Annotated in this window: 25 protein-coding genes and 5 pseudogenes; 19 read left to right on the top strand and 11 right to left on the bottom strand. The window is 40.6% G+C overall.

Features of this window, described 5'->3' with window-relative positions; genetic code table 11:
- Positions 1 to 82 precede the first annotated feature (82 nt).
- The 3 genes and pseudogenes from CAL7507_RS30365 to CAL7507_RS33595 all read right to left on the bottom strand — a co-directional run.
- A complete protein-coding gene (locus CAL7507_RS30365; protein WP_015126446.1) occupies positions 83 to 409 on the bottom strand; it encodes a Mo-dependent nitrogenase C-terminal domain-containing protein in 327 nt (108 codons plus the stop codon).
- A 151-nt stretch (positions 410 to 560) separates the two neighbouring features.
- On the bottom strand, positions 561 to 2096 hold the full coding sequence (nifK, locus tag CAL7507_RS00510; protein ID WP_015126445.1) for a nitrogenase molybdenum-iron protein subunit beta: 1536 nt from the start codon (positions 2094 to 2096) through the stop codon (positions 561 to 563).
- 369 nt (positions 2097 to 2465) lie between these two features.
- Positions 2466 to 2624 (bottom strand): annotated as a pseudogene (locus tag CAL7507_RS33595) (nitrogenase molybdenum-iron protein alpha chain); the annotation flags it as partial.
- A gap of 267 nt (positions 2625 to 2891) precedes the next feature.
- Here CAL7507_RS33595 and CAL7507_RS00505 point away from each other — a divergent pair.
- The 4 genes and pseudogenes from CAL7507_RS00505 to CAL7507_RS00490 form a co-directional block, all read left to right on the top strand.
- Positions 2892 to 4227: pseudogene (locus CAL7507_RS00505) on the top strand (site-specific integrase); the annotation flags it as partial.
- Positions 4228 to 4394: 167 nt separating this feature from the next.
- The gene (locus CAL7507_RS00500; protein WP_015126443.1) at positions 4395 to 5039 is read left to right on the top strand and encodes a CHRD domain-containing protein; all 645 of its coding nucleotides are present in this window, start codon (positions 4395 to 4397) and stop codon (positions 5037 to 5039) included.
- Between the two features lie 58 nt (positions 5040 to 5097).
- Positions 5098 to 5736 (top strand): sigma-70 family RNA polymerase sigma factor, encoded by a 639-nt coding sequence (locus CAL7507_RS00495; protein WP_015126442.1) that lies wholly within the window; start codon positions 5098 to 5100, stop codon positions 5734 to 5736.
- A gap of 5 nt (positions 5737 to 5741) precedes the next feature.
- Positions 5742 to 6488, top strand: a complete 747-nt coding sequence (locus tag CAL7507_RS00490; protein ID WP_015126441.1) for an anti-sigma factor domain-containing protein — start codon at positions 5742 to 5744, stop codon at positions 6486 to 6488.
- Between the two features lie 146 nt (positions 6489 to 6634).
- Here the strand turns inward: CAL7507_RS00490 and CAL7507_RS30355 are convergent.
- Together CAL7507_RS30355 and CAL7507_RS33340 are read right to left on the bottom strand one after the other, a co-directional pair.
- Positions 6635 to 6844: pseudogene (locus CAL7507_RS30355) on the bottom strand (IS1 family transposase); the annotation flags it as partial.
- A 103-nt stretch (positions 6845 to 6947) separates the two neighbouring features.
- Entirely contained in the window at positions 6948 to 7073 is a 126-nt protein-coding gene (locus tag CAL7507_RS33340; protein ID WP_015126439.1) for a hypothetical protein, read from the bottom strand.
- Positions 7074 to 7427: 354 nt separating this feature from the next.
- Here CAL7507_RS33340 and CAL7507_RS00485 point away from each other — a divergent pair, with 354 nt between their 5' ends.
- From CAL7507_RS00485 to CAL7507_RS00465, 5 genes are all read left to right on the top strand, one after another.
- A complete protein-coding gene (locus tag CAL7507_RS00485) occupies positions 7428 to 9587 on the top strand; it encodes a protein kinase (protein WP_015126438.1) in 2160 nt (719 codons plus the stop codon).
- Positions 9588 to 9836: 249 nt separating this feature from the next.
- Positions 9837 to 10508 carry a hypothetical protein gene (locus CAL7507_RS00480; RefSeq protein WP_015126437.1) on the top strand — a complete coding sequence of 224 codons (672 nt, stop codon included), beginning with the start codon at positions 9837 to 9839 and terminating at the stop codon, positions 10506 to 10508.
- Positions 10509 to 11147: 639 nt separating this feature from the next.
- Positions 11148 to 11591 carry a hypothetical protein gene (locus CAL7507_RS00475; RefSeq protein WP_015126436.1) on the top strand — a complete coding sequence of 148 codons (444 nt, stop codon included), beginning with the start codon at positions 11148 to 11150 and terminating at the stop codon, positions 11589 to 11591.
- 325 nt (positions 11592 to 11916) lie between these two features.
- Entirely contained in the window at positions 11917 to 12495 is a 579-nt protein-coding gene (locus CAL7507_RS00470; RefSeq protein ID WP_015126435.1) for a hypothetical protein, read from the top strand.
- Positions 12496 to 12756: 261 nt separating this feature from the next.
- Positions 12757 to 14100 (top strand): cytochrome P450, encoded by a 1344-nt coding sequence (locus CAL7507_RS00465; protein WP_015126434.1) that lies wholly within the window; start codon positions 12757 to 12759, stop codon positions 14098 to 14100.
- Between the two features lie 245 nt (positions 14101 to 14345).
- Here CAL7507_RS00465 and CAL7507_RS00460 read toward each other — a convergent pair whose 3' ends face one another.
- From CAL7507_RS00460 to CAL7507_RS00450, 3 genes are all read right to left on the bottom strand, one after another.
- On the bottom strand, positions 14346 to 15011 hold the full coding sequence (locus CAL7507_RS00460; protein ID WP_236556786.1) for a transposase: 666 nt from the start codon (positions 15009 to 15011) through the stop codon (positions 14346 to 14348).
- Positions 15012 to 15045: 34 nt separating this feature from the next.
- Positions 15046 to 15549 carry a helix-turn-helix domain-containing protein gene (locus tag CAL7507_RS00455; protein ID WP_042341108.1) on the bottom strand — a complete coding sequence of 168 codons (504 nt, stop codon included), beginning with the start codon at positions 15547 to 15549 and terminating at the stop codon, positions 15046 to 15048.
- A 213-nt stretch (positions 15550 to 15762) separates the two neighbouring features.
- Positions 15763 to 16374, bottom strand: a complete 612-nt coding sequence (locus tag CAL7507_RS00450) for a hypothetical protein (protein WP_015126433.1) — start codon at positions 16372 to 16374, stop codon at positions 15763 to 15765.
- A 417-nt stretch (positions 16375 to 16791) separates the two neighbouring features.
- Between CAL7507_RS00450 and ppk2 the strand changes: the two genes are divergently transcribed.
- The 3 genes from ppk2 to CAL7507_RS00435 all read left to right on the top strand — a co-directional run bounded on the left by ppk2 (position 16792) and on the right by CAL7507_RS00435 (position 18745).
- Positions 16792 to 17709 (top strand): polyphosphate kinase 2, encoded by a 918-nt coding sequence (gene ppk2, locus CAL7507_RS00445; protein ID WP_015126432.1) that lies wholly within the window; start codon positions 16792 to 16794, stop codon positions 17707 to 17709.
- 362 nt (positions 17710 to 18071) lie between these two features.
- Positions 18072 to 18386, top strand: a complete 315-nt coding sequence (locus CAL7507_RS00440; protein WP_015126431.1) for a hypothetical protein — start codon at positions 18072 to 18074, stop codon at positions 18384 to 18386.
- Positions 18383 to 18745, top strand: coding sequence for a type II toxin-antitoxin system VapC family toxin (locus CAL7507_RS00435; RefSeq protein WP_015126430.1), 363 nt, complete (start codon positions 18383 to 18385; stop codon positions 18743 to 18745). The genes CAL7507_RS00440 and CAL7507_RS00435 overlap by 4 nt, the downstream gene beginning before the upstream one ends.
- Before the next feature lie 154 nt (positions 18746 to 18899).
- On the opposite strand, the pseudogene CAL7507_RS31410 reads toward CAL7507_RS00435, so the two are convergent.
- The 3 genes and pseudogenes from CAL7507_RS31410 to CAL7507_RS00415 all read right to left on the bottom strand — a co-directional run.
- Positions 18900 to 19034 (bottom strand): annotated as a pseudogene (locus CAL7507_RS31410) (restriction endonuclease); the annotation flags it as partial.
- A 729-nt stretch (positions 19035 to 19763) separates the two neighbouring features.
- Positions 19764 to 20003, bottom strand: a complete 240-nt coding sequence (locus CAL7507_RS32885) for a hypothetical protein (RefSeq protein WP_236556843.1) — start codon at positions 20001 to 20003, stop codon at positions 19764 to 19766.
- A 178-nt stretch (positions 20004 to 20181) separates the two neighbouring features.
- Positions 20182 to 20412, bottom strand: coding sequence for a DUF2281 domain-containing protein (locus tag CAL7507_RS00415; protein WP_144051274.1), 231 nt, complete (start codon positions 20410 to 20412; stop codon positions 20182 to 20184).
- A gap of 207 nt (positions 20413 to 20619) precedes the next feature.
- Here CAL7507_RS00415 and CAL7507_RS00410 point away from each other — a divergent pair, with 207 nt between their 5' ends.
- The 7 genes and pseudogenes from CAL7507_RS00410 (at position 20620) to CAL7507_RS00390 (ending at position 25505) form a co-directional block, all read left to right on the top strand.
- Positions 20620 to 21042, top strand: a complete 423-nt coding sequence (locus CAL7507_RS00410; protein ID WP_015126428.1) for a hypothetical protein — start codon at positions 20620 to 20622, stop codon at positions 21040 to 21042.
- A gap of 123 nt (positions 21043 to 21165) precedes the next feature.
- Positions 21166 to 21354, top strand: a pseudogene (locus tag CAL7507_RS30350) (type II toxin-antitoxin system HigB family toxin); the annotation flags it as partial.
- Between the two features lie 26 nt (positions 21355 to 21380).
- Complete coding sequence (locus CAL7507_RS00405) at positions 21381 to 21626, top strand: hypothetical protein (RefSeq protein WP_015126427.1); 246 nt, start codon at positions 21381 to 21383, stop codon at positions 21624 to 21626.
- Between the two features lie 28 nt (positions 21627 to 21654).
- Complete coding sequence (locus tag CAL7507_RS32110) at positions 21655 to 21837, top strand: hypothetical protein (RefSeq protein WP_083862851.1); 183 nt, start codon at positions 21655 to 21657, stop codon at positions 21835 to 21837.
- Between the two features lie 220 nt (positions 21838 to 22057).
- Positions 22058 to 23491, top strand: a complete 1434-nt coding sequence (locus tag CAL7507_RS00400; RefSeq protein WP_015126426.1) for a DNA methyltransferase — start codon at positions 22058 to 22060, stop codon at positions 23489 to 23491.
- Positions 23492 to 23502: 11 nt separating this feature from the next.
- On the top strand, positions 23503 to 24471 hold the full coding sequence (locus CAL7507_RS00395) for a type II restriction endonuclease (RefSeq protein ID WP_015126425.1): 969 nt from the start codon (positions 23503 to 23505) through the stop codon (positions 24469 to 24471).
- Between the two features lie 326 nt (positions 24472 to 24797).
- Positions 24798 to 25505 (top strand): HNH endonuclease, encoded by a 708-nt coding sequence (locus CAL7507_RS00390; RefSeq protein ID WP_201447871.1) that lies wholly within the window; start codon positions 24798 to 24800, stop codon positions 25503 to 25505.
- The last annotated feature ends 275 nt before the right edge of the window (positions 25506 to 25780 follow it).

Below are 25780 nucleotides of genomic sequence, written 5' to 3'. Positions count from 1 at the left end.
TTTGTCAGTTGTCATTTGTTATTTGTTTTATGACCCTTGACTTTTGACTTTTGACTCTTGACCAATAACTAATAACTAATAACTAACAAATGTATTTGGTGACATCTTCGGCACATTCATCAGATAGGTAAGATAACGCCCGAAAACGTAATCCCACAAATTCGTCATACAAAGGATTCAATTTGCACAACGCCGGGACATGGAAAGTCCGACCGAATAATCTAACATTCCGCTCAAACGGGCAACAGCAAGGAATAGTTCGGCAAATTAGATGAGCGAAATGATAATTTTTAACTTGAATTCTATCCACCAAACGGCGCAAAGGATTGAGAATCTCCCCGAAACGAGATTTTTTATAGTTAGGTGGATGGTAGTTAGGGTGAGAGTGATTATGGGTGAAACTTGCCATTGGAGATATCTCAACTAAAAGGAAAAAGTGAAAAGTAAAAAGTGAAAAGATTTGCTTTTACTTTTTACTTTTTACTTTCTGGGCACGGCGTGATTTAGTAGTGCTGAGTATAATTTACTCATGACTCAGCACTCTGACGGGGCGACAATTTCTAACGAATCAAGTCGTAGGAAATGTCAGTCTTGGAAGGAATATTGGTGTTGCGATCGATTTCTTCAAAGATTGTATTTACAATCCAGTTGAGCAAGTTGATCACACCTTGATAACCGATGGTGCTGTAGCGGTGTAGGTGGTGACGATCCATGATGGGATAACCGATTCTCACGAGGGGAATCTTGGTGTCACGCCACAGGTACTTACCGTAGGTGTTACCAATGAGCAAGTCTACAGGTTCGGTGAACAGCAGAGAACGCATGTGCCACAAGTCTTTACCAGGCCAAACAGTTGCATTCTGACCAAAGGGGCTAGAAGCGAGCAATTCTTTGATTTCTGCTTCAAATACTTCGTTGGAGTTGTGAACCAAGATATGCACAGGTTCAGCACCCATTTCTAGCATAAAGCCAACTACGCTATATACTAAATCTGGTTCACCGTAGATAGCGAAGCGCTTGCCGTGAATCCATGAGTGGGAGTCAGTCATGGCATCAACTGCACGTCCGCGTTCGATTTCCAATTCTTCGGGAATGGGGATACCACTTAGTTCGCTGAGTTTAAGTAGGAACTCATCAGTACCCTTGATACCCCAAGGACGGGAAACTGAGGTTGGTTGCTTCCACTCTTTTTCGATGTATTCGCGGGTTTTGGGTGTAGAGTGTGCTTGCAGAGCAATTGTAGCTTTCGCATTAATTGAATCTGCTGCATCTTCCAGCTTTGTACCACCTGGATACATATCGAATTCACCTGTGTTGGGTGAATCCAGGTAGTCGCTGTTGTCGGCTAGAATTGTGTAGTCAAAGCCAAACAAAGAAGCAATCCGTTTGATTTCCCGGTTGTTGCCTACGTATGTGTCAAAACCAGGAATAAAGTTGATTTTACCGTTGCTGGTGGCTTTCTTCTTACCTGCTGTCAGGTTAGAAAGAATTCCCTTCATCATGTTGTCATAACCAGTGATGTGGGAACCAACAAAGCTAGGGGTGTGAGCGTAAGGTACGGGGAAATCTTGAGGAACTGAACCTGCATTCTTGGCGTTGTTGATGAAAGCTTGCAAGTCATCACCAATTACCTCTGCCATACAGGTGGTGCAGACAGCAATCATCTTAGGCTTGTAGAGTTGGTAGGAGTTCGCCAAGCCGTCAATCATGTTTTGCAGTCCACCAAACACCGCTGCATCTTCAGTCATGGAAGAAGATACACCAGAAAATGGTTCTTTGTAGTGGCGGGTTAAGTGGGTACGGAAGTAAGCCACACAACCTTGAGAACCTTGCACGAAAGGTAGAGTACCTTCAAACCCTACAGCAGCGAAGATTGCACCCAAAGGTTGACAACCTTTAGCAGGGTTAACAGTCAAGGCTTCACGAGCGAAGTTCTTTTCACGATAATCCCAACCCTTGGTCCATTCTGCAACCCGTTTTACTTCTTCGGGGTCGTGACCGTTTTCAAACTGCTTTTTGTTCTCAAATAATTGTTGGTATTCCGGTTGGTGGAATAGTTCGACGTGGTCTTGAATTTTTTCTGGATTCTGAGGCATTTCTGATCTCCAAGCAGGCTGTATTAGTTACGGTTCAGGAATTAGGTGATTTACAGGAATAAATATACCGCCGCCGTTGGTTTCGACTGCGCTCAACCAACTCAGAGATCGAGAGTTGAGCGGAGTCGAAACTCGCCAACACAGGTATTTTCTTTCTCAGAAATCACCTTAAGATTTTCGTAGGGGCGGGGTCTCTCTGCTTTCTGATTTTGGGGGAGAGTGGGGAATATAGCTCAAAACTCAAGATGCAAAATCCAAAACTTTGAATTTTGAATTTTGAATTTTGAATTCCCAACTCCCTCTGGATTTATCCAGCTTTATGGGTAGAGGAACCACGGGCAGGGGAACCCTGCCCCTACTTTCATATCTTTAAACGGCAGCTTTGGCTTTAGCCTTAGCTTGAGCCTTTTTGTTCCAAGGAGCGCCGATTAATGACCAGGTTGGGCTATTGAGTGCCAAATCCATATCACGAGCAAAGATAGCAAAGCCGTCATAACCGTGATAAGGACCGGAGTAATTCTTTTGATGGTTCGATAGTTTTAAATAGCCTAATGTTCACAGCAATCAATGTCAGCGATAAACACTGTTTGTAGAGAACACATTTATTTTTAGGCTAAATATAGGCTAACAATATAACATCGCTTCAATTCAAAATTCAAAATGAAAGAACCACTTTTTGAGTATTGCATTTTGCATTTTTAATTCCTCCTCAGCAAGATGCTTCACCAGGGTTTCCGCTTCAGCATCATCTAGATGTCACTACCTTAGCGATGACAAATCGCCCGGTATTTTTGTTCATCTGTGCGATCGCAGCAACAAACAGAGCATAATGAGAAGCAAGTTACTACAGGAATTAGAGCAGGTAAATCTGCGTTTGAAGTCTGCAAAGGCAAAGGTGACAATTAGAGAATCCAATGGAAGTCTGCAATTACGTGCAACTTTACCAATTAAACCGGGAGACAAAAATACAAATGGCACTGGGAGAAAGCAATACAATCTCAGTTTGAATATCCCCGCTAATTTAGATGGACTCAAAACGGCGGAAGAGGAAGCCTACGAATTAGGAAAGTTAATCGCCCGGCATACTTTTGAATGGAATGAGAAATATTTAGGTAATGAGGCACTTAAAAAAGAATTTAAAACTATCGGAGAGTTATTAGCTAAATTTGAAGAGGAGTATTTTAAAACTCATCAACGCACTACCAAAAGCGAGCATACTTTCTTTTATTATTTTTCTCGCACCAAGCGATTTACTAATCCTCAAGATTTGGCAACACCAGAAAATCTCATCAGCTTAATTGAAAAAATCGACAAGGAATGGGCTAGATATAACGCAGTCAGAGCTATATCTGCATTTTGTCTAACATTCAAAATTGAAATCGATTTATCTAAATATTCTAAAATGCCTGAAAATAATTCCCGAAATATACCTACAGATATGGAGATATCTGAGGGAATTATCAAGTTTGAAGATTATCTGAATAATCGAGGTCATCAAGTTAATCAAAATGTTCAAGATAGCTGGCAGCTTTGGCGCTGGACTTATGGAATGTTAGCAGTTTTTGGTTTACGACCACGGGAATTGTTTATTGACCCTGATATTGATTGGTGGTTAAGCCAAGAGAATGCAGATTTGACATGGAAAGTTCATAAAGATTGTAAGACTGGGGAAAGGCAAGCATTACCTTTATATAAACAATGGATTGATGATTTTGATTTAAGAAATCCCAAATATTTAGAGATGTTGGCAACAACAATTAGTAAAAAAGATAATACTAATCATGCAGAAATCACAGCCTTAACACAACGAGTTAGTTGGTGGTTCCGGAAAATTGGATTAGATTTTAAACCCTATGATTTACGTCATGCTTGGGCAATTCGAGCGCATATTTTAGGGATACCAATTAAAGCTGCAGCGGATAATTTAGGGCATAGTGTGCAAGTGCATACGCAAACTTATCAGCGTTGGTTCTCGCTAGATATGCGGAAGTTGGCGATTAATCAGGCTTTGAGTAAGAGGAATGAAGTTGAGTTGATTAGGGAGGAGAATGCGAAGTTGAGGATGGAAAATGAGAGGTTGAGGATGGAAATTGAGAAGTTGAAGATGGAGTTGGTTTATAAGCGGAGTTAAAGTTAATGCGGTGCGCTGCGCGACAACAGATCCTAGCTTTTCGAGTGAGTGCATCCAAAATATCTTCTCTACCGTAATTAGCTTGTATTGTAATTAACTCTGTCTGTCTGCGCTTTCTCAAGCGCAGTTGACTGCACATTGTCGCTAATTTCAACAAGGAAACCCCTATGAATTCAGTGAATAAAATTTTCCGCAACGCTTTGCTAGGCGCTATTGCTTGTTTATTAGTTGTCAGTATTTCTACTCCGGCTTTAAGCAAGTTAGTAACTTCTGTTTCCACCCACTTGATTGGGAGTAACCAATCTAATCAATCCCAGATTTTACCACTCAAGGATTTGGATAACAATCTCCAATCAGCTACGTCAGTATTGTTAGCTCAAGGTTTACCTAGCAGTACTTTCAAGACCTATATTGCAGCTTTGAGTCCCAAAAATGTCGTACCCAGTTCTCCCACTACAGATGCTCGTGGAACTGTTGGTGCTTCTTTATCTGGTAATCGATTGGTGGTACGCGCCAGTTTTAGGCAGTTGAGTAGCGCCCTACGTGACTATGCAACCGATCCAGTGAATCCCCCTAATCCTAACATTACCTCTGCTTTCCATATTCACAAAGGCGCATCCAATGCGAATGGACCGTTTCAGTATGCGCTAAATGTGACATTAAATACATCAGGTGACGGGGGAAGTGCTGCTGGAGACTACACTCTCACCCCTGAACAATTGCAAGCTCTCGATCAAGGTCAGCTTTATGTAGACTTACACACTACAAAAAATCGGGGTGGAGAACTGCGCGGTATTTTGTTGACTTATTAGATGAGCTAGAGGAGATGGCAGGATGTATCCTGCCACCTTGCTTTTGAGCTAACAGATTATGGTATTCTCAACTAGGGCATGGGCAATCAACAACCGTTTAGTCTCCTGTGTTATGGACTTTGAGCGACCGAGCCAGGTTGAAAGTCAAACTCTATCTGATACAAACCTGTGGTTAGCGTTGCGAAATGGACAGGTGGACGCTTTAGGTTGTCTTTATGACCGTCATGCCTCTTTGGTTTATGGTTTAGCTTTGAAGGTTTTGGGCAATCGCCAAGAAGCTGAGGATCTGACCCAGGATATTTTTTTGACCTTGGCAAAGAAAGCTGGATATGATCCGAGTAGGGGATCTTTGAGAACCTATCTGGCAATTTTGACACGATCGCGGGCAATTGATCGAATGCGATCGCGCAAAACTGCCCAAAGCCTGATTGAGCGCTCCCAAATCAATGTCAGTGAAGAAAAAACCACTAATTCCCCCTTTGATTATGCCTTTGCTAACGAGCGATCGCAGCAAGTACAGGTAGCTTTAGCAGAACTATCGTCAAGTCAGAGGCAAATTTTACAAATGGCTTACTTGGAAGGGTTCACTCAAGCCAAAATTGCCGAGTTATTAGAGATTCCCTTGGGGACGGTAAAAGCTAGAGCGCGCCGTGGACTCCTAAAATTGCGCCAGATATTACAAATGGACGGAGATTGATCACTATGAGAGGATCTATACCGCCAGAAGATTTACAAGAGCTACTTGCAGGGTATGTGCTTGGGGATATTAGTCCCACAGAAGCCCGCCAAATTGAGCAACTGATAGCTAGTGACCCAGCGATCGCTTCCGAAATTACTCAGTTACAACAGGTGTTGGAAAGCACTCATAATACACCAGAAATTAATCCACCGCCTGCTTTAAAGGAAGCCATCTTAGCTGCCTATCAGCCTGCTAGGGAGGAATACACCCACAAACTATTAGCCTGGCGGCGAAACTGGCCTAAAGGATTAGGAGTAGTGGCGGCGATGCTGATTTTAGGTTTAAGTATTAGCAACTACCTGTTGTGGCGGGCTTTGCAAACAAGCCGTGCAGAGATAGCTCAGATACAGCCATTGACTTTAGTACTCCAACCCATCGCCGTTAACACCCCCGCCTCAGTCAAAGTGAAAGTGAACCCCCAGAAACTAGAAGCAACCTTAACAGTAAAAGACTTACCACCGTTGTCACCAGGCAAGGTTTATGTACTGTGGACAGTGTTGGCGCCCAATGCCCCTTTTACCACTGATACCAAAAACGCTATTTTGACCCAAGTATTTACCGTAGATGCAGACGGTAACTTATCAAGGCAAATTCCCGTACCTCCAGTATTTCGTCAGCAGGGAATAGTTAAAGCTGTTGCTGTCACCGTAGAAGATGCGACAGCACCCCAACGCCACAAATCCTCGCCGATTTTGATTCAGCAATTGTGATCAATTTAGCAACTTCTCTATGAAATTAAGTAAGTCGGCACAATAAAACCAAACTATGTGAAGAAAAGTAAACAAAGCTAAAACCCTCTTTCCTACCTATTGACGTGGTGCAGCGCTTGGCGACGGCACACCCTACCAGAACGGCGATGTACGCCTTTAACTCGTTCAATACCACGAAAACCCATGCCGTTGATGTACATTTTTAAGCATTCTTGTTTCAGTTTTTCTGAATATCCTTTTGGCGGATCGCATACATCAATAAATTGGCGATCGCAATGAGTACAAATGTGATTTTGTTTACCTTTACGTTTCCCGTTCTTTCGGATTTCCGTAGAGCCGCAGTATGGAAATTGCACAGTAGATGACCTCAATTCATCTCTCTATTATGCAATGCCAAAATTCTCACTTAATCCCCAGTTTACTTGAGTAAACTTTGCCTATCAGCCCGGAAATTCATTTCTAGACGGGTGTGTCAGCGAACAAATAAGCCATCTCTGCAAAAGTTAGAAATTCAGTTGGGGCGATCGCATCCTGCTCTAAAATAGCTTCGGAGAGTTGGAGCGTAGGTGCATTTGTGGTAGACATCGCCTTTATCGGGATAGATGCGAATCAATAAATCTTGAGTATGGAGCTTTGAGATTTTTATCTAGCGAGAGTAATTAAAAAGTATTAACACCTCTACTTAGACAGTATTTACCAATTGTTTATTATGGTTGTTTCTTACTTCATATAAAATTTATATTTCTTACGTGTAAACACGGTATATTTCTATTTAGAGACAAAATAATAGATATACATACTTTAGGTAAAACAATTCACAACCTGTAAAAATAATATTCACTAGATGAGATATAAATTTGATCTCAAACGATCAATATCAGGATAAGTAAGTCGGCATATAGAGACCTTGCTTTATAAAAACTTTTAGTATAAAAAGTTATGACTCTTTGCATTAATCCAGACTGTAGGCTTGCCAATCCTAATGGCATTTTATTTTGCCAGAATTGTGGTTCAGAATTACTACTTCAAGGGCGCTACCAAGTCATTCGGTTGTTGAATAACCAGGGAACCTGCACCGAGACTTACGAAATACTACATCAAGGTTTCCCTAAAATTTTGAAGGTGCTTAAAGAATGGGAACTAAGAGAAGATTTTAAACAAAAAACGATAGAGTTATTTGAGCGAGATTTCCAAGTTTTAAGCAAGTCAAATCATCTGGGAATCCCTAAAATTGAAGACTGTTTTCAATATACTACAAGAAATGGTCAGACATCTCTGCATTGCGTAGTCATGGAAAAAATTTTAGGGACAAACTTAGAAGAGTATATAAAACAATTAGGTAGACCAATTGAGCAACAATCTGCTGTTATATGGCTAGAACAGTTACTTCATATTCTTAAAGAAATTCACAACCAAGGAATTATCCACAAAGATATTAATCCATCAAACATTATTCTTAAACCTAACGGACAACTGTCTGTAGTTGGCTTTGGAGGAGTAGGACAGTTTTACCAAATCCAAGCTCCTACAGAAGGAAGTACTCATATATATTCCCCTAACTATACAGCAGAAGAACAAAAGCAAGGCAAATTTTTACCTCAATCTGATTTCTTTTCTCTGGGACTTGCATTCGTCTATTTACTAACAGGAAAAGATCAGAGAGAGCTTCATTATACTAATAATAAATTAGAATGGCATCAGTTTGTTAATTCGATCTCGCCTGAATTTCTCGCGATGATTGATTGGCTAATTGCACCTTTGATAGAACAACGTCCTGCTAATGCAAATGAAATTTTACAACAATTGACAGTTTTCAAACCAACGCATAGCTCTAATGTTAATGCTGCTGAGGAAGTAGCAAAAACGATGTTTAAAAAAAGCAAGGCTCTTACATGGCCAATTGTTTTAGGCGGTTTAGTATTTCTTACTCTGTCTGGAGGAGCGATTTTTAGTCTTATAAGTCTTATAAATAGAAAAACAAGTCTAGTAACAGCATCGGCTAAACCTCCACAATGTAGCGCAAGTACCCTGGTGAAGAAGTCAGGTAATTTGTATGGTGTTATTGAAGTGGGAAGCACAGGTATAAAAGCAGAAGTAATCCAGGAATTGCCAACCGTCAATGAACACGGATTTAAATTTATTGCTCGAGAAGAAGCGATTGAAGAAAGGAACGCAAATGCTGTTGATCCTAAAGCTCAAAAAGAAGCTGTTGATGCTGTCAAAGGTATGTTCACTGAAATCCAACAACGGTTTGGGATACCTTGTGAGCAAATAGTTATTTACGGTAGTAGTGGAGTTGCATCAAAAGCTCCTCATAAGAATGCTCTGGCAAAGGAAGTTCAGCAAGAAACAGGAAGAGTCATGGAGTTTATTTCTGCTGAAGAAGAAGCTAACTTTGTATTTAGTGGTGTTGTTCCAGATTGGAGGCGTAGGCAAGTTGTCATGATTGATATTGGATCTGGCAACACTAAAGGAGGGTATCAGAAAAGCACCAAGAAAGGTGAAAATGTCACATTTTCAGTTCCTTTTGGTACAAAAACCTTTACTAAAGAGATCAGCAATAGCCAGGGGAATACGGACTTTATTAAAGCAGCAGAAAATACAAAACGTCAGATACTAATTCCGCAAATTAGAGATATAGTGCAGCGAAAACCCGGAGCGCAAAATTTGCAAAGAGTTTATCTAGCAGGTGGTATCTCATGGGCATTATCTACTTTGATACGTCCTTGCGAACAAGAACAGACAGTAGCAAATATCAGAGATGAAAGGGTGGCTCGATTCGTGAGAATTTACCCAGAAGATATTAATACATTTTATTATAATGCCACGCGAGATCAAAAGACTTTGTTTGCACCAGATTTAGGCAAGTGTAAGACTGAAGAAAAAGAGAAAGTTCAAAAAGATATAGAGAAGATAAAAACAGAGACTTTTTCAATAGATAATCTGATTGCTGGTGCTGAAATTCTCCGCGCTCTCTCTAGTGAATTAAAATTCTCTGAGAAAGAGCGGATTTTTTTCGCACGTTATGCTATAGAAGCTTTGCCAATAGGTTATCTAATACAAAAACTAGAGAGTTCTGAGGAGAATGTGACTAAATAAAAGTGCGTTGGCGTAGCCTCTCGTAGAGAAGCGCGCCTATGGCTTGTTGCGTCAGGTGCTTGGTGCTGCGCGACAACACACTCAACTCTAAGATATATCTGTGGAAAGTTTGGGCGTGGTTATGGGATTTAGAGCCTAGGAATATTAAATTACTAGCAATACTGTAATATTACGTACTGTCGCTTGCTCGTTCTCCTGGTTACAATTATGATTTGTAGTTCCACATTGGACACGGGAGAGAATCGTTAAATGGCTCTTTATGAAAAGATTATTGAATTAGTTCTGGATAAAATTTTGCTTGGTGGCATTGTTTTGGTAGCAGGCTACTGGCTTAATAAAAGATTGGAGATATTTAAGAATGAAACTAATGAAAAATATTACCAAAGACAACTAATTGCCGAACTAGAAAATCAGCAGAAGCAACAAATCTCTGAGCTAGAAAATCAGATTGCTATAACTCGACATAATGCAGAGATTGAGTTTTTAGAAAGACAAATTTCTGAGTTCTACTGGCCTATATACTTGCGGCTAGAGAAAGATAATGTAATGTGGAAGCGAATCAAGTCTTTAAGCCCTGAAAACAATGTTTTACCTGAAGCTGCAAGTGATGCTATAGAAAAAGAATTCATACTCAAAAATCATCAAGAAATTGTTGAGATTATAGAGTCAAAAATTCACTTGGCAGAAAATGCAAATAACAGCAAAGATTTGATAAATGAGTTATTAAAATATATCAAGCATGTTGCAGTATACAGAACAATCCGCTCTGTACAAGAACTACAAAGATTTAATCCAGTTGATTTAAATGAACCATTCCCTGACAAGCTTTTTCCAATGATTGAAGGTAATTTCCGGGAGTTACAGAATAAATATAATTACCTGAAGAAAGTTAAATTTGGAGAACTCAATAAATCAAATTGAGGATGTTTGAAAAGTTATGATTGATGTATCAAATATTTCTACCCAGCCCTAAATCTTTCGTTGTCATACCATTTCACAATAATACAGATGCGTTGGTAAGGGCACGGCAATGCCGTGCTACTACGAGAAATCTGTCTATATCAGTGTTTTCGTGAATTGGTATCAAGGGTAGGAAAGATGATTTCCAGTTTCCCCCTCACTGAGCAATCAAGCTTTAGCTTGCTATAGAGTTTAATAAAAGGTTCATCCTGCGTGACTAATAAATATTCGCTAAAACTCTTAATTAAGCGATACATGCGAAATTTGCTCAAAAGCCTGTTTGTGTTTACTCGCAAAACGCTTAGTATCATCCAGAAGTTGGAGATAGCATCTCTTCAAAAGTTAGAAATATGAGTTGGGGCGATCGCATTCATTTGTAGCGACAGTCTTGGGCGTCGGGCGATCGCCCCAGCAGAACTCACAATCAGCGTCCCCTGTTACTGAAGACTAGAGCATAAAGATACCAGTGCATTCAATCTATCAAAATAGTGAGTTTTTCTAACAACTGATGACATAAAAACCTCTATCTAGGGCACGATTTGGCTGATGAGTTAAATCAAGTAAATATGAGGATGCTTAATCTCATGGAGATTGTATTCTATGAAACTTAATTATTTTGTGAACCGGCTTTCAATTGTAGGACGCTGGATGGCAACAACTCTATTTTGTCTGTTAGCGATCGCTTTCGTTTGGCAGGGTGCATTTTTCTCGACCACCTCAGCAATGGCTGATCCTGCTATAAACTTAATTGCATCCGCCAATATCGACGATGCTAAAGGCAAAGCCAGTGAAGATGCTGGACGAACCAAGAATTTCATCCAAGATACGGCAGATAAGCTGAAGCAGACAGCAAAAAGCAATGCCAATAAAGTAGACGAAGCAACAGATAATGGTAGTTTTGCTGGGCGCAAAGCACAAAGAGATGCGGCTAGAATCCAGGAAAGAGCAGACAAAGACGCAGCTCGCACACAGAAAGCAGTAGACAAGACAAAGAATGCTGTTGAACGCACTGTTGATAACATCAAGGATGCTTTTGGCAAGTAGGGAACAGATACTAGCTTGAAAGCGCAACTGTAGGCTGAAGTGTGAAATCTAAAACCTAAAATAACCTAGCCTACAAGCGAAAAGTTTGCGCGTCCTGATTACAGGAGCGCAAAACTTTTTAAGACAGAGAACGAGACTTGAATCGTGAAAAGTTTAGGTTCTTTTCATCCTTGATGACGGGTTACGTCTAAGCATTTCATACACAATCTGCAAAATATACAATTGTTTATGGGCAACATCTAGCAATTTGGTAAGATTAACAAAGTGGGCGATCGCCTAGGTTTGGTCGTAGGCGATCGCAAAACACCAAATCTGCAACAACACTATGCCAAAGCGTAAGAAAAGCAATCTCCAGTGGATTAAAGAAACACTTGAACTAAAGCCAGACCATCGCTGGGAATCGCCATCAGGCTACAAAATTTTTGTCGCCAATCGGGGAGCTGTTCGCTTCAATGTTCCCCAGGATTGGGTTTTTGAGCCACAAGAAAAATCGTTCAAATTCCTCGATAGAAAACCGCCCGACGATGATTGCTGCTTGGAAGTATCTTTTAATCAACTCCCACCCAACGACTGGAGCCAGTTCCCGCTAAAACGCACTATGAGAAAAGTCATAGAAGACGACAGTCGTAACGTTATTGAGAAGGGCGAAATTTTTACCCTTAAGCGCCAAACCGCCAAGATTGTGTGGACAGAGATTAAGTTTATCGACACCCAAGCGGAGCCACGTGAAGCTTTTTCGCGGACTTGCATTGGTTTGGGGTCTAATGTTCAATGCTTGATTACATTCGATTATTGGGCAGATCAAGCAGAACAGCTAACACCCATTTGGGATGAAGTAATGCGTAGTCTCACACTAGGGCTGTATATCCGTGACCCCATGACTGGTGTGGCTTTTCCAGACTAAACCTGAACAAGTAAAAAGTAAGATAAATTCAACATTTCTTTTTACTTATTTTGCCTTTTTTGGTCACACAACGTGATGGAGAATTATCTCAAAAATTAGCTACCACAAGAGTTATTACCTTATCAAGACATAATTTATAAAAGTATCAAACCTTATATTTCTTCTTCCCGACTTGCAAGGTACACCCTAGGCTCTAATTTCTAGCCCCTAATGCCTAGCCCCTGATGTAGAGTTAATTTATAGGGACAGAGGGGAAATCTTATGTTAAATCAATTACCAAATTGCATCACCAGCCCTCCTTGGTGGCAACTCATAAATTGGATTGCCGATCCAATCGCTTTTCAGCATAAATATAGCCAAAAGCATGGAGACATTTTTTCCATGCATCTGAGTGGAGTCGGATCTTATGTAATCATTGGCAATCCGCAAGCCATTCAAGAAATTTTCAACCAAGATTCTAAATTTGATATAGGTCGAGGGAATGAGCTGGCAAAGCCGCTGCTTGGACAAAATTCTCTCATGTTAATGGATGGCGATCGCCATCGACGAGAACGAAAATTATTAATGCCACCCTTTCATGGGGAAAGACTACAAACTTATGCCCAACAAATCTGCCTAATCACAAATCAAATCACAAGTCAATGGCAAATCGGCCAACCATTTATCGCTCGCTCAACCATGCAGAAGGTTAGCCTAGAAGTGATTTTGCAAATCGTCTTTGGTTTAAGCGCAGGGGAACGCTATCAACAACTTAAACGCTTACTGACAGCTTGGCTCGATATGACCGATTCTCCCTTGCGCTCTAGTATGCTATTTTTTCAGTTCTTACAAAAAGATTGGGGAAGCTGGACACCTTGGGGCCAGATGAAACAAAGACAAGGCCAGATTCACAGACTGCTACAAGCAGAAATTGCCGAAAAAAGTACAAAAAACGATGAAAAGGGTGCCGATGTTCTCAGCCTGATGATGGCAGCACGGGATGAAAATGGGCAAGCCATGAGCGACGCAGAATTAACAGATGAACTGCTCACAATTTTATTTGCTGGGCATGAAACTACTGCAACAACACTCGCCTGGGCTTTCTATCAGATTTACCAACATCCAGATGTCCTAGAAAAATTGCAGCAGGAACTCGACAGCTTAGGGGATAATCCCCACCCAATGGAAATTGCTCAACTTCCCTACTTAACAGCAGTTTCTCAAGAAACTCTACGGATGTATCCAGTCATTCCCGGGCTGTTCCCACGCATCACCAAATCATCCACGAAGATTGCTGGATATGAGTTTGATGCTGAAACCACCTTAATGCCGAGTATTTACCTCGTGCATTACCGGGAAGATTTGTATCCTAATGCTGAACAGTTCAAACCAGAACGCTTTTTAGGGCGACAGTATTCCCCTTCAGAATACCTGCCTTTTGGTGGTGGAAGTCGGCGGTGTTTGGGATATGCCTTAGCTCAGTTAGAAATAAAATTAGTTCTGGCAACGGTTTTATCAAAATATCAACTTGCTTTAGCAGAAGATAAACCCGTTAAATTGCAACGTCGTGGGTTTGCCCTTGCTCCTGCGGGTGGTGTGCGGATGGTGATGATTGGGAAAAGATAGAAAAGCCTAGTACCGCATGGCGCAAGCATACCATTTTATGAATATTTCAGTTTTGATAATTAAAGTAGTGCGAGCATCTTGCTCGCGTTTATATGCGAACAAGACTTCCCTGCGGGACGCTACGCGTAGCTTGCTTCCCCGGAGGAGTACGGCGTGAGCGCTCAGTCGAACGCTGCTCGCACTACAATGGTATTCTTATTTCTGCCGACCTGTACTAGTACAGGACGGCGGAAATAAACCGAGTATTAAACAGCCAAAACTTTACCCTTATATGTCCACTTGAAAGGTTTAGCCATTGTTTGATTAAAGTAGTCAATAAAAGCAAGAATTCTAGTTTTGAGATCATCCTGACTCTGGAAACTGGCTCTTCTTAGTAACTTCCGTACCAAAATACTAAACCAAATTTCAATTTGGTTGAGCCAAGAAGAATGTAGTGGTGTGTAATGGAAAACGATTTGATGTGTGGGGTCACTTAAAAAAGCTGCACGAGATTTCATTGATTTGAGGATGCCACTTTTACCCTTAATGCCAAGGTTGATGTTTAAACCTTCAATTTGTGCAACAAAACGAACTAAGGACTCCGATTGATGAGTGTTCAGGCAATCCATAATTAAATGCCATTTTTTCGCATTGGGGTCAGTGGCAATAGTTTGATGAATATGAAAGATAAAATCAACTTCTGTTCTGGAATCTCCACAAGTTGGTCTGATAATTTGACCAGTGGCAACATCGAAACTGGCTATCAAGGTTTGCGTACCGTGACGAATATATTCAAATTCCCTTCTTTCAACTTTGCCCGGTCGCATTGGTAAGTCTTTTTCTATGCGCTCAGTAGCTTGAATACCTGTCATCTCATCAATAGATATTGTGCGTTCCCCCTTTAGATGACGGTCAATCGCATTTAAATACAAATCTGTAATATCTTCAACTTTTGCATCAAATTTTTCATCCAGGGGGGGGAGTCAGCCAGTACCGACTTTGGTGTGGCTTCAATTGAGCTTCTTCTAATAGTCTTCCCACATGGCGAACAGATATACTTTCGATAATCCCTTGTTTTGTAATTTCATCTGTCAGTTCTCTAGATGTCCAGTGACTTATTGTCCGACCGTAATCTTCTGGCGGCGAACAGGCAAGCGCAAACAACTCTATTACTTGTTCCATGCTAAATTTTACTGGTGCGCCAGTACGCTCTTGATCTTGTAATCTTTGAAAAGCTGATAATTTTGCTCCCTCTGTCTCCAACCATCGCTTTCGCCATAAACGAGTCATATCTAGACTAATCTCTAATATTCGAGCAATTTCGCCGTTATTTTTCCCTGATGATGCCAGAAGAATAATTTTGGCTCGGATGACGATTTGCTGTGCTGTCTTATGTCCCTTTATCAACTCTTGTAGTTCATTCTGCTCACTATCACTCAAACTTAATTCTTTTGGAGCTAATCTTGCCATACCCTGATTCTTTGTCACCAAACAAAGCTTTTCATCTACTGACTTAATTATCCCATATAATACTCGGCTTACTTCCGCCGTCTTGTACTAGGGTGATCGATGATGAAGGAAAGTGCGATCGCAATTCTGATAAATTGGGTAGCGCATAACTGAACTACCTCAAGATGTTAGCGATCGCAGTATCGTGATGACCTTAAGCATCGCATAGCTATTTCAAATATCCCCAACGCTTTGAACCATCCAAACTAAAATTGCGAGAATTTCTTCCACAGGTGGGAGGGGATAATCCATCAGATCGATAGTGACAGTATTTTCCTCAAGCTTCAGAAATCGCCATTGCGTACCACTACTAATAGAACCATATATTACGGAAACTGGATGATTTTTTGCAGCATTGAATCGCTGTGCCGCAACCATCTCTGCAATACATTGTCCAAAACCAGTTTTTAAATCAGCTTTTTTTGCTTCCACAATGACAATTGCAGGGGCTTCAATTTCTAGCACTTCCGGCGATCGACTCAAAAGGAAATCACACATTCCATTAAGTCCAACTGTCTCATCAACTGTAAAATCTTCTCCAGAAAATAAGCTAATTTGCCGATTTAATATCCGTCTGACTTCTAATAATACTGGGTAAATAATTCCTTCAGAACGCGCTTTTTCACTTGCGGCAGAAGCTATTGACAGACTTTCTCCAAGATATGCCGTTAGTGTAGCAGATGCTTCAATAGGTTTAGTGACAGGAATGAATCTCCCGCCTTCCTGCGTTTTTAACCCGAAAGCCTCTTTAACTTTACTAATATTTGTAAACTGACTATAAGGCATAATTTCTAATTACTTGACAACCCCACATGTAGTCTAGCGAGTTAGGGTGATGTCTCAGACTGGTTCTTATATAGCGGTTCTCAATTGGATGCAATACAAAATTATATCGCCGCTTGTAGGGTCACGGCAGTGCCGTGACCTTATGAGTGTATTGGACTCAACCGATAACCGCTATATATCAGAGCATTTAAGTAAGTCGGCACAATAAAAGCAAACTATGCGAAGAAAAGTAAACAAGGCTAAAACCCTTCTACCTATACTTCGACTCCGCTCAGTACAAGTTGCCTGTTGCCTTATCCTAGAGACAATTATTTACACCGAGTTACTTATATATATTTACACTCAGAGCTATTAATTAAAATATATACTTGGTAGATAAGGCGAATTGTGCCGATTCAATGGCTTGGAGTCACTGCGATGTCAATTGATGAAGTCGAAAACCAGCAAAATAATGGTCTAGTTCAACCTGCTTTAATAGAAAACCTACTAAAGGACAAAGACAAGAAAAAATCTAAAAAATCCAAACGGATTTTTGATGGTAGCACTGAAGCTTTTGCCAAAAAAATTCCCAAAAAAACTTTTGAAACTGAACTAGAACAACTCCAGATTGAGCTAGTCAAAATGCAATACTGGATTAAGCACACTGGCTATCGGGTTGTCGTCATATTTGAAGGGCGCGATGCTGCCGGCAAAGGAGGAGTAATTAAACGCATTGCTGATCCACTAAATCCTCGTGGCTGTCGTGTAGTGGCTCTAGGAACCCCCTCCGATCGCGAGAAAACTCAGTGGTATTTTCAGCGCTATGTGCAACATCTGCCGACAGCAGGCGAAATTGTCCTCTTCGATCGCAGTTGGTACAACCGAGCCGGAGTTGAAAAGGTAATGGGTTTTTGTACTGAAGCAGAATATCAAGAATTCATGCAATCTTGCCCAGAATTTGAACGAATGCTGGTGCGATCGGGCATTGTTTTAATTAAGTACTGGTTCTCAGTCAGCGATGAAGAACAAGAAAAACGCTTTCTTTCTCGGAGTCACGATCCAGCAAGGCGCTGGAAACTCAGCCCAATGGATTTGGAATCACGCGATCGCTGGGTAGAATATTCCAAAGCCAAAGATACCATGTTTGCTTACACAAATATTCCAGAAGCTCCCTGGTTTACAATTGAAGCAGATGATAAAAAACGGGCGCGGCTCAACTGCATTCATCATTTGTTGAGCAAAGTTCCTTACGAAGATATGACACCTCCTCCCTTAGACCTTCCGTCTAGACCTGTGGCTGAGGATTATATTCGCGCCCCCCGCAATGAGCAGTTTTTTGTCCCTCAAGTGTATTAAGCAACATCTTTGGGTTACAGGCGATCGCTAATGATTAGACATCCCCAGAAATTAATTATGCGTTGACTGAAATTCTTGGTAGGGACAATTCATGTAGACGCGGAGCGGCTTCCCGCAGGGTATTGTCCCTACGTCATTTTCACTCCTATGTCTTTCGATTATTAGTGGTATCTCATCTGTCGATGTCTACGACGGGCTACGCCTACGCCTAGTTTCTTGTCGAGTGAGGGCGACGCCGAATAGCCCGTCGCAGACATCGCAGTTATAAAATCCCTAACTATGCAGTGTTTTTTTCGAGGGTGAGAGTGATAAGAGTTAAACTTAATAGTACAATTTCAAGTATTTGCTTGAGGGTATCAGCAATGACGGCGAAAGAGCAACTTCTTCGAGAAATTGAGCAAGCACCAGAGGCACTGATTGAAGCAATTTTACACCTTTTGCAGTCTGTAAAGGCGCAATCTAGCGAACACGGTTCTAATCAAGATAGTATTCAGGAAGCAGATAGCACCCAGGTAATTGCTTCTCCTCTTGAAGCAGATAACTCCTTACAAAATCTCTTCAACGAGTTCGAGCAATTTGCTCAGAGTATTCCTCCTGAAGAACTTGTTAACTTGCACACAGATAGCGCCCAGCAGCATGACCAGTATCTCTACGGAAATCCTCAAACTTCAGCATGAATCCCGTTTTTGTAGACACGTTTTACTGGATAGCGCTTGCTAATCCACGAGATGCATGGCACGTCCGCACTCAAGAAATACACAAATCGCTGATGCAAACAAAACTGATTACAACCGATGAGGTGCTGACTGAGTTTGTAAATTATTTCTCAACTGCTGGTAGATACACCCGAAGCGGAATATATCAACTAGCACAAAGCATTCTGCAAAATGATCGGGTTCAAGTTATTCCACAAACACGCGAATCCTTTTTAGGTGGTCTAACTCTGTATTCTCAACGTTTCGATAAAGGCTATAGCTTGACAGATTGCATTTCTATGCAAACTATGAGCCAACTAGAGATTATAGGGGGGTACTGACACACGATAAACACTTCACCCAAGAAGGCTTTGCGATCTTGTTGTCTGATTGAGTGTTGCAAGTAAGCAAAATATTATTGAAATAGCGATCGCAACAACAGTCTACTTCTTGTCTATCTCACAGATAATCACTAAATGTTGCCGATTTGGGGTGATCGCTCATAAAAGCAATTAAATCATCTTTATTACCTGCGATCGCCAAAATATTGCAAATTCCACGAGTCATTAGGAAATCTGCATTTCCCTCAGCACTGACGTAAATCTTATACGCAATATTAAAGTATGCTGAATTGCATTTTAATTCTGTTCCAGCAAATTTTAGACATATACTGAAATTCCTACATAACTGATTACCGTTCATTTACGTAAATGTTCGCAACTCAGTACTCTTCATCTTTCTTGGTAAAAATACTGAGGCGACTTACTAGTTACCAGATTTAAACTAAGTTGCTAGAAGCTAGTGGCGCTGACAACTTTGTAATCTTATAAAAAGGTATTCACTATGCCAGATATTCAAACCCTTTATACTTACTTACCCTCTTTAAAAATCAAACAGCAGACTAAGTGTTTTTCTACGTTGCCCCAGGGCTATGTAGCTTCAGAGGAAAATTTTTACTCGCAAAATTTATATCAACGCATTAACCAAAACGGTAACAATCGCTTTTTAGTTGATTGCCCTCAGTGTGGTAGACAGTTTCAGGTGGAACCTCCGCCATCGGGGGAGTAGTTTGCTATTCGTAAACCTGTTTTAACCCAATGTCGTCTAACGCATTTTTAACCCCAAAATCTAACCACGCCAAACCACGCCACTGTTTCAAATAGCTATACCTGCTCTATGTTATTGGCGAGTTTTGGCAGATTTATGCGTTTCAATAATTGGGTTTCTTGGATTAATGCCAACATTTAGGCTTTTATCTCGTCGCTTAAAAACCTTGCATTATGTGATATTGAGGAGCGTTGGCGTAGCCCGCCGTTCCCGGAGCGTCTCGTAGAGAAGGCATCGCTCTTAACCCTATTTTTACAAATCCTCTGGCATAATCACAGAAATTAGTTGATTGCGATTCTTCCGATAAATTGTAAAATCGCTATCAAATGTTAGTAACTCGCTTTCAGGATACAGTTGTGTCATTCTCACCAAACACGCATCTGCTAATGACATTGGAACTGACTGATATTGTCGTAGCAATTCTTTAATTACTGCCGCTTCTTCACTCAAACACATCGAAATTAATATCTTTCCATCGTCCAGTAAAGACATCACCGTATCCTGACGACCGTAGATATTTCGCAATAAAAAACAAGTCTCTACAATCACAGGCTCACAAGTAGTAAAGGCTGCTCAATTGTAGCTAAGGTGTTAATTATCCAGGTATGAAGATGCTCTTTGCGATTAATAAAAGCTACTAATGGCCCCGTATCGATGATGACTCGCCCCTTCATTCAGTTCCTAAACCTTCAAGATATTGTTTGTTTGTCGCCAAATCACCGGGGCCACCATCAACACAACCAGTAAATTGTTGATCTGCTGCCAAAAATGAAATAGGCTGAATTTGTTCAATGTTTGTATTTTGTTGTGCTAGCTGACTTTGCAGAAACTCAATAAAATTTAAGACCTCTTGTTGCTTCTCTGGCGGGAGGGATGCCTGCGACGGGCTACGCCTACGCATTTTTTCAGTAGCAGTTTGTATAATACTCAAGGGAACCTCCAGACGTTATTCATTCGTCTTTTCTGCATCCAATTACTTCAGTTTAGCAGGCTAACACTTTATGGGGCAAATGGACAAAAGAGGCTTCCTGGAGTAGATAGATGCAAATTCCAAAAGTCGTAATGTAGATGTTGCAACAATGATAACGGTAATTTAACGTAGCTAAAGATGAGCCATTTTCTAACACTTGTGATTGTTGATCACACAGAACCAAACCCAAGCAAAAAGGCTAAAGAATTGATGTTGCCATATTTTGAAACGGATGAAGATAATCCATCTCCGCAAGCAAAATGTGACGGATTTGTTATTGGTGGTCAGTATGATGGCATAATTTGGGGTAAGGAGCAGCATTACAATCTCAACCCAGAAGAATTTCAACATCGATACGGGCTAGATATTGTGCAATCAGAAGACAATATTCGTCCGATCTCTGCCCTAATGTCTGACTTAGTTTCATACGCTATCGTTACGCCTGATGGAAAGTGGCACGATCGTGAAGGAAAGTCTAATGAAGAATGGCTAGAAAATTTCCGAAGTCTTTTACGCCAATATCAAGACAATATAGTGGTTGCGATTGATTGTCATTGTTGATTAAAGGGATTATTGAGGTAACTTTCCAGGAAAGAGCGAGGCAATAAAACTGATTAGTGGCTTGTTATTTGTCCCGATTAAATCTGCGATCGCTGAAATCGTTGAAGTGTATATTCAGCAACAGTAGAACTCCGTGAAATATTTCCATCGGCAGATCAAGTCGGTAAATTGACAGTATTTAACATTGGTGGTAACAAAGTTAGACTCATTGCCGCAATTCATTATAACCGCCAAAAAGTCTACATTCGTGCTGTGTTAACGCATTCAGAATATGATGTTCGCATAGCGTCTCGTTGGCGCAGCCTCTCGTAGAGAAGAGAAGGAAAGTGGAAGGAATAATGCAAAGTTTCAACCTAAATCAAACCATCACTGCTTGGTCATCTATTGCAGAAAACGTCTTTGTTCCTCACACAGAAGAGGAATATGAACGCTTAGTTGAGATCCTTGATTGTCTCATCGATCAAGTTGGTGAAGACGAGACGCATCCACTCGCATCTCTAATGGAAGTTATCGGTCTTTTAATTGAAAACTACGAAACTGAACATATTCCTGAGTTAGAGGCGATGCCTTCGGCAAGCCGCTAAGAGCGTCTACGCTTAACTTCACCCAATTATGAATATACAGTGGCGTGTTGTCGAACTGGGGCGATCGCAACAACAGTCTACTTCTTTTGCAGCGATCTCTACGACGGGCTATTCAGCGATCGCACTATCTTGTAAATTAGTTTTATTAACGCGCAATCATCGGGATTTCAGCAAGATACCCGAATTGTTAATTGAGGATTGGACGGTTTAATGCGACACCGAACAACCCGTCGTAGACATCGCCTAGTTTATTGCCGAACGAGGGCGTTGGCGTAGCCTCTCGTAGAGAAGCCCGTCGCAGACATCACTACAACAATACATCATTCCTAAATATACAGTGACTTTTTGTAAAGTTTGGGCGAATCATATATCTAACCCTAAAATTAGAACTATACTAACTTGACTAGTTAATTCTCTAGGAAAATTCATCTGTGATCAGCCTAGCAAGTGTTTCTAATACCGTGTCCGAAGTGGAAAGTGATGGTTTAGGTGAAATTGACAATCTTGATAGGCAACTGTATCAGTGCTTCCAGAGTAAATTTTTAGTTCATCCTTCATTGACACGACTTATAGTTAGTTTTCAAGCTAACAAAACTAGACCTATCTATCGGTGGTATAAATATAAAGAAGCTTTCTCTGCATCTCTTATAGAATACCTATTGCAACAATATAAAATTACTAAAGGTAAGGTTTTAGATCCATTTGCAGGCAGTGGAACTGCGCTATTTGCTGCTAGCGAAGCTGGAATTGATGCTGACGGTATTGAATTATTGTCCATTGGTCAACAAATAATTAATGCTAAAAAGCTTTTAGATTCTGAATTCACTCCTGAAGATTTTGATAGGATCAAAAATTGGTCAAAGTTACAGGTTTGGAAGCGGTGTGAGCAGAAACAAGACTTACCAGAATTGAGAATCACAAAAGGAGCTTATGCTGAACTAACTATAAATGCAATTGAGCAGTATCTTGCAGCTTGCAAACGAGAAAATCATAGAGTCCAAGCAGTTTTAAACTTTGCCTTACTGTGCATTTTAGAATCCATAAGTTATACGCGTAAAGATGGACAGTATCTACGTTGGGATTATCGTTCTGGTCGTGGACAGAGCAAGAAACCTTTCAACAAAGGCGAAATTCTAGAGTTTGATAATGCGATCGCCAATAAAATAAGTGAAATTATTGATGATTTACTGCCTTCTACACAACAAATTGAGCTTTTCCCAATTAAAAATTCTCAAGGTCAAATTCATCTTTATGGAGGATCTTGTCTTGAGATTATGCCGCGCCTAGCCAATTGCGTATATGATGCAATTATTACATCTCCACCTTATTGCAATCGATACGACTATACTCGCACTTATGCACTGGAACTAGCTTTACTTGGTATTTCTGAAAAGGAGTTAATTAACCTTCGTCAGGAAATGCTAAGTTGTACAGTTGAAAATCGCCCCAAAGATTTATTGACTATCAACTCAGACTGGAAAACAGCCTTAGCTATTGCTGATTCACAGAATTTGTTGCAGGCTATCTTGAAATATTTAGATAACCAAAAAACAAAGGGTGCATTAAATAACAATGGTATACCAAGAATGGTCAGAGGATATTTTTATGAGATGGCGTGTGTAATACAAGAATGTTTTCGTGTTCTTAAACCAGGGGCACTTTTATTCATGGTTAACGACAATGTTCGTTATGCAGGGGCAAGCATTTCAGTAGATATGATTCTCTCTGATTTCGCCGAACAGCTAGGTTTTGTTATTGAAAATATTCTTGTTTTGCCAAGTGATAAAGGTAATAGTAGCCAGCAAATGGGAAGTCATGGACGCGATCCATTGCGTAAGTGCGTTTATGTATGGAAAAAGCCATAAATTGAATTTCTATGTGTTCCTATCAAAATCATCTTCAATCCATTGATGATCTTATAACAACTTATGAAGCAATTCGTGCAGGTTTTGTGGCTCTTGCACTGGAGAAAAATCGACGTGCTACGCCATTCGTCGCAGAAGCAAGGGCACTTAAAGAAGCTGCTAGTCAAGCTGAGAGTCCTATTGAATTGCTAAAGATTAAGGGCATTGAGATGGGATTGTTAACTGCGGCAGGCTTATCTGATAAATCTCTAGCGCACCTGATGTCAGAGGATAAGGTAGAGGCTGTAAATGGTCTGATCAAAAATTTTCTTGAACCAGCAGGTGCAAACTTTCCAGAAGAATTGGTTTTTAGATTTTTACTGACTCGTGGTGACACACTTGGTGGTTCAATGCGAAATATTGGAGGCGTGTTGGCACAAAGAAAGCTGACTCGTGCCATTCTCTCCACTCTCACGATCGCAGGTACAAAATACCACTGGCAACACTCAAAAAGTAAAAAGTGGATAGCCATGACAAATAATGACTCAGAAATTGAGTTATCTTTACGAGGAATAAGCTGGGAAAGCGAGATTGGTAATCGCACACTAATTTATAACCTGACTGTCCCGCTAGTTAGAAGTAATGTGGATCTATGTTTGTTTAACTTAGCCCCAGCAGAATTAGCAGCCAACAAATCTAGCACGATTGAACCATCTGTAGTTGCACCATACGTTATCGCCCTTGGTGAACTTAAAGGCGGTATAGATCCCGCAGGCGCAGATGAGCATTGGAAAACTGCACAAGCAGCACTAAATCGTATACGTGAAGCATTTTCGAGAGTAGGGCATTCACCTCTGACTTTCTTCGTAGGATCAGCGATCGCCAGAAGGATGGCAGGCGAAATCTGGAATCAATTGGAAAACGGCACTCTCAGTAACGCTGCTAATTTAAATCAAGAGAAGCAAGTTGCATCTATTTCTCGTTGGTTGTGCAGTCTATAAACGTGTACTTAAGTGTATTGATTGTGTTTTCAATCATGCGATCACTACAACGGTATACTTCTTGTACATCTCACAGATAATCTTTAAAGGCGATCGCACTATCTCGTAAATTAGTTTTATTAACGCGCAATCATCGGGATTTGGGCAAAGTACCCGGATTGTTAATTGAGGATTGGACGGTTTAATGCGTAGGCGCAGCCCGTCGCAGACATCGCCTAGTTTATTTTCGAGTGAGGGCGATCGCAGTTCAACTTGCTGTGCAAAAGCGAGAGCTATTTAGTATAATCTCACCTCACACAGAATTTCTATACAGTAAGATTGGACTGGTGAAAGTTTTAGGCAATTGGGTCATGGCAAAATGGGTCGAGGATATTATTGCTGCACTTGCTAACCTTAACGGTATAGCTCCACTAGCTGATATTTACCAAGAAGTCAGAAAAATTCGTTCATCTCCACATCCTGAAAGTTTAACTGCAATTGTTCGAGGAACAATTGAAGATCATTCTTCTGATTCAGCCAGATATAAGGGAAAAGATTTATTCTTTTCTGTAAAAGGTCTTGGAAGTGGCGTTTGGGGATTACGTTCATTTGTTACAGAAACCCCAGAAGCGTCTGACATAGACGAGGGAAGTGATAATGAAAACAAAGTAGCTGATAACCAAAATCTTCATGCAATTGGTAATCAAGCGCCTGGGCGAACACTACAAAAAACTTATCGCATTCTTCGAGATACACACCTTGCTTGTCAAATAAAGCTTTTACATAATCATCGTTGTCAGCTATGTGATACTTCCATTGTTCTTGTGAACAAAAAAAGTTATTCGGAAGCACACCATATAAAACCATTAGGTCGTCCGCATAACGGCCCTGATATAGCGAACAATATTATTGTGCTTTGTCCTAATCATCACGTAATGCTTGATTATGGTGTAATCAAGCTTGATAATAGTAAAATTCGGATCAATATTGGTCATAGTATCAGCGAAGAGTTTATTGAGTACCATAATGAGAACATATTTGGTGCAAGCTACTAAGTACATAGTTTTAAATTACGACAAAAAAGCTGTCTAACACTCCACGGCAACTGACTTTTGGGAGTCGCTGGTGCTGAGTTCGAGCTTACTTGCCGACGCTGCTTTTTACCGTTAAAACAAATTTAGGTTTGACATACTCCAGATGAATAATTCTTACTTTTGCTAATCGCACCCCCCACTGCTCAATCATCATATTGTTCAGTGAAAGCGATCGCACCATTTAATCTAAAAAATCGTCATTATAAATAGTCTTTCATTTTACAGTTTTTCTTTGA

Origin of the sequence: Calothrix sp. PCC 7507 (genome assembly GCF_000316575.1) — a bacterium.
GTDB lineage: Bacteria > Cyanobacteriota > Cyanobacteriia > Cyanobacteriales > Nostocaceae > Fortiea.
The sequence above is the reverse complement of the archived record's forward strand: the minus strand, read 5'-3'. Positions and strand labels throughout refer to the sequence as shown.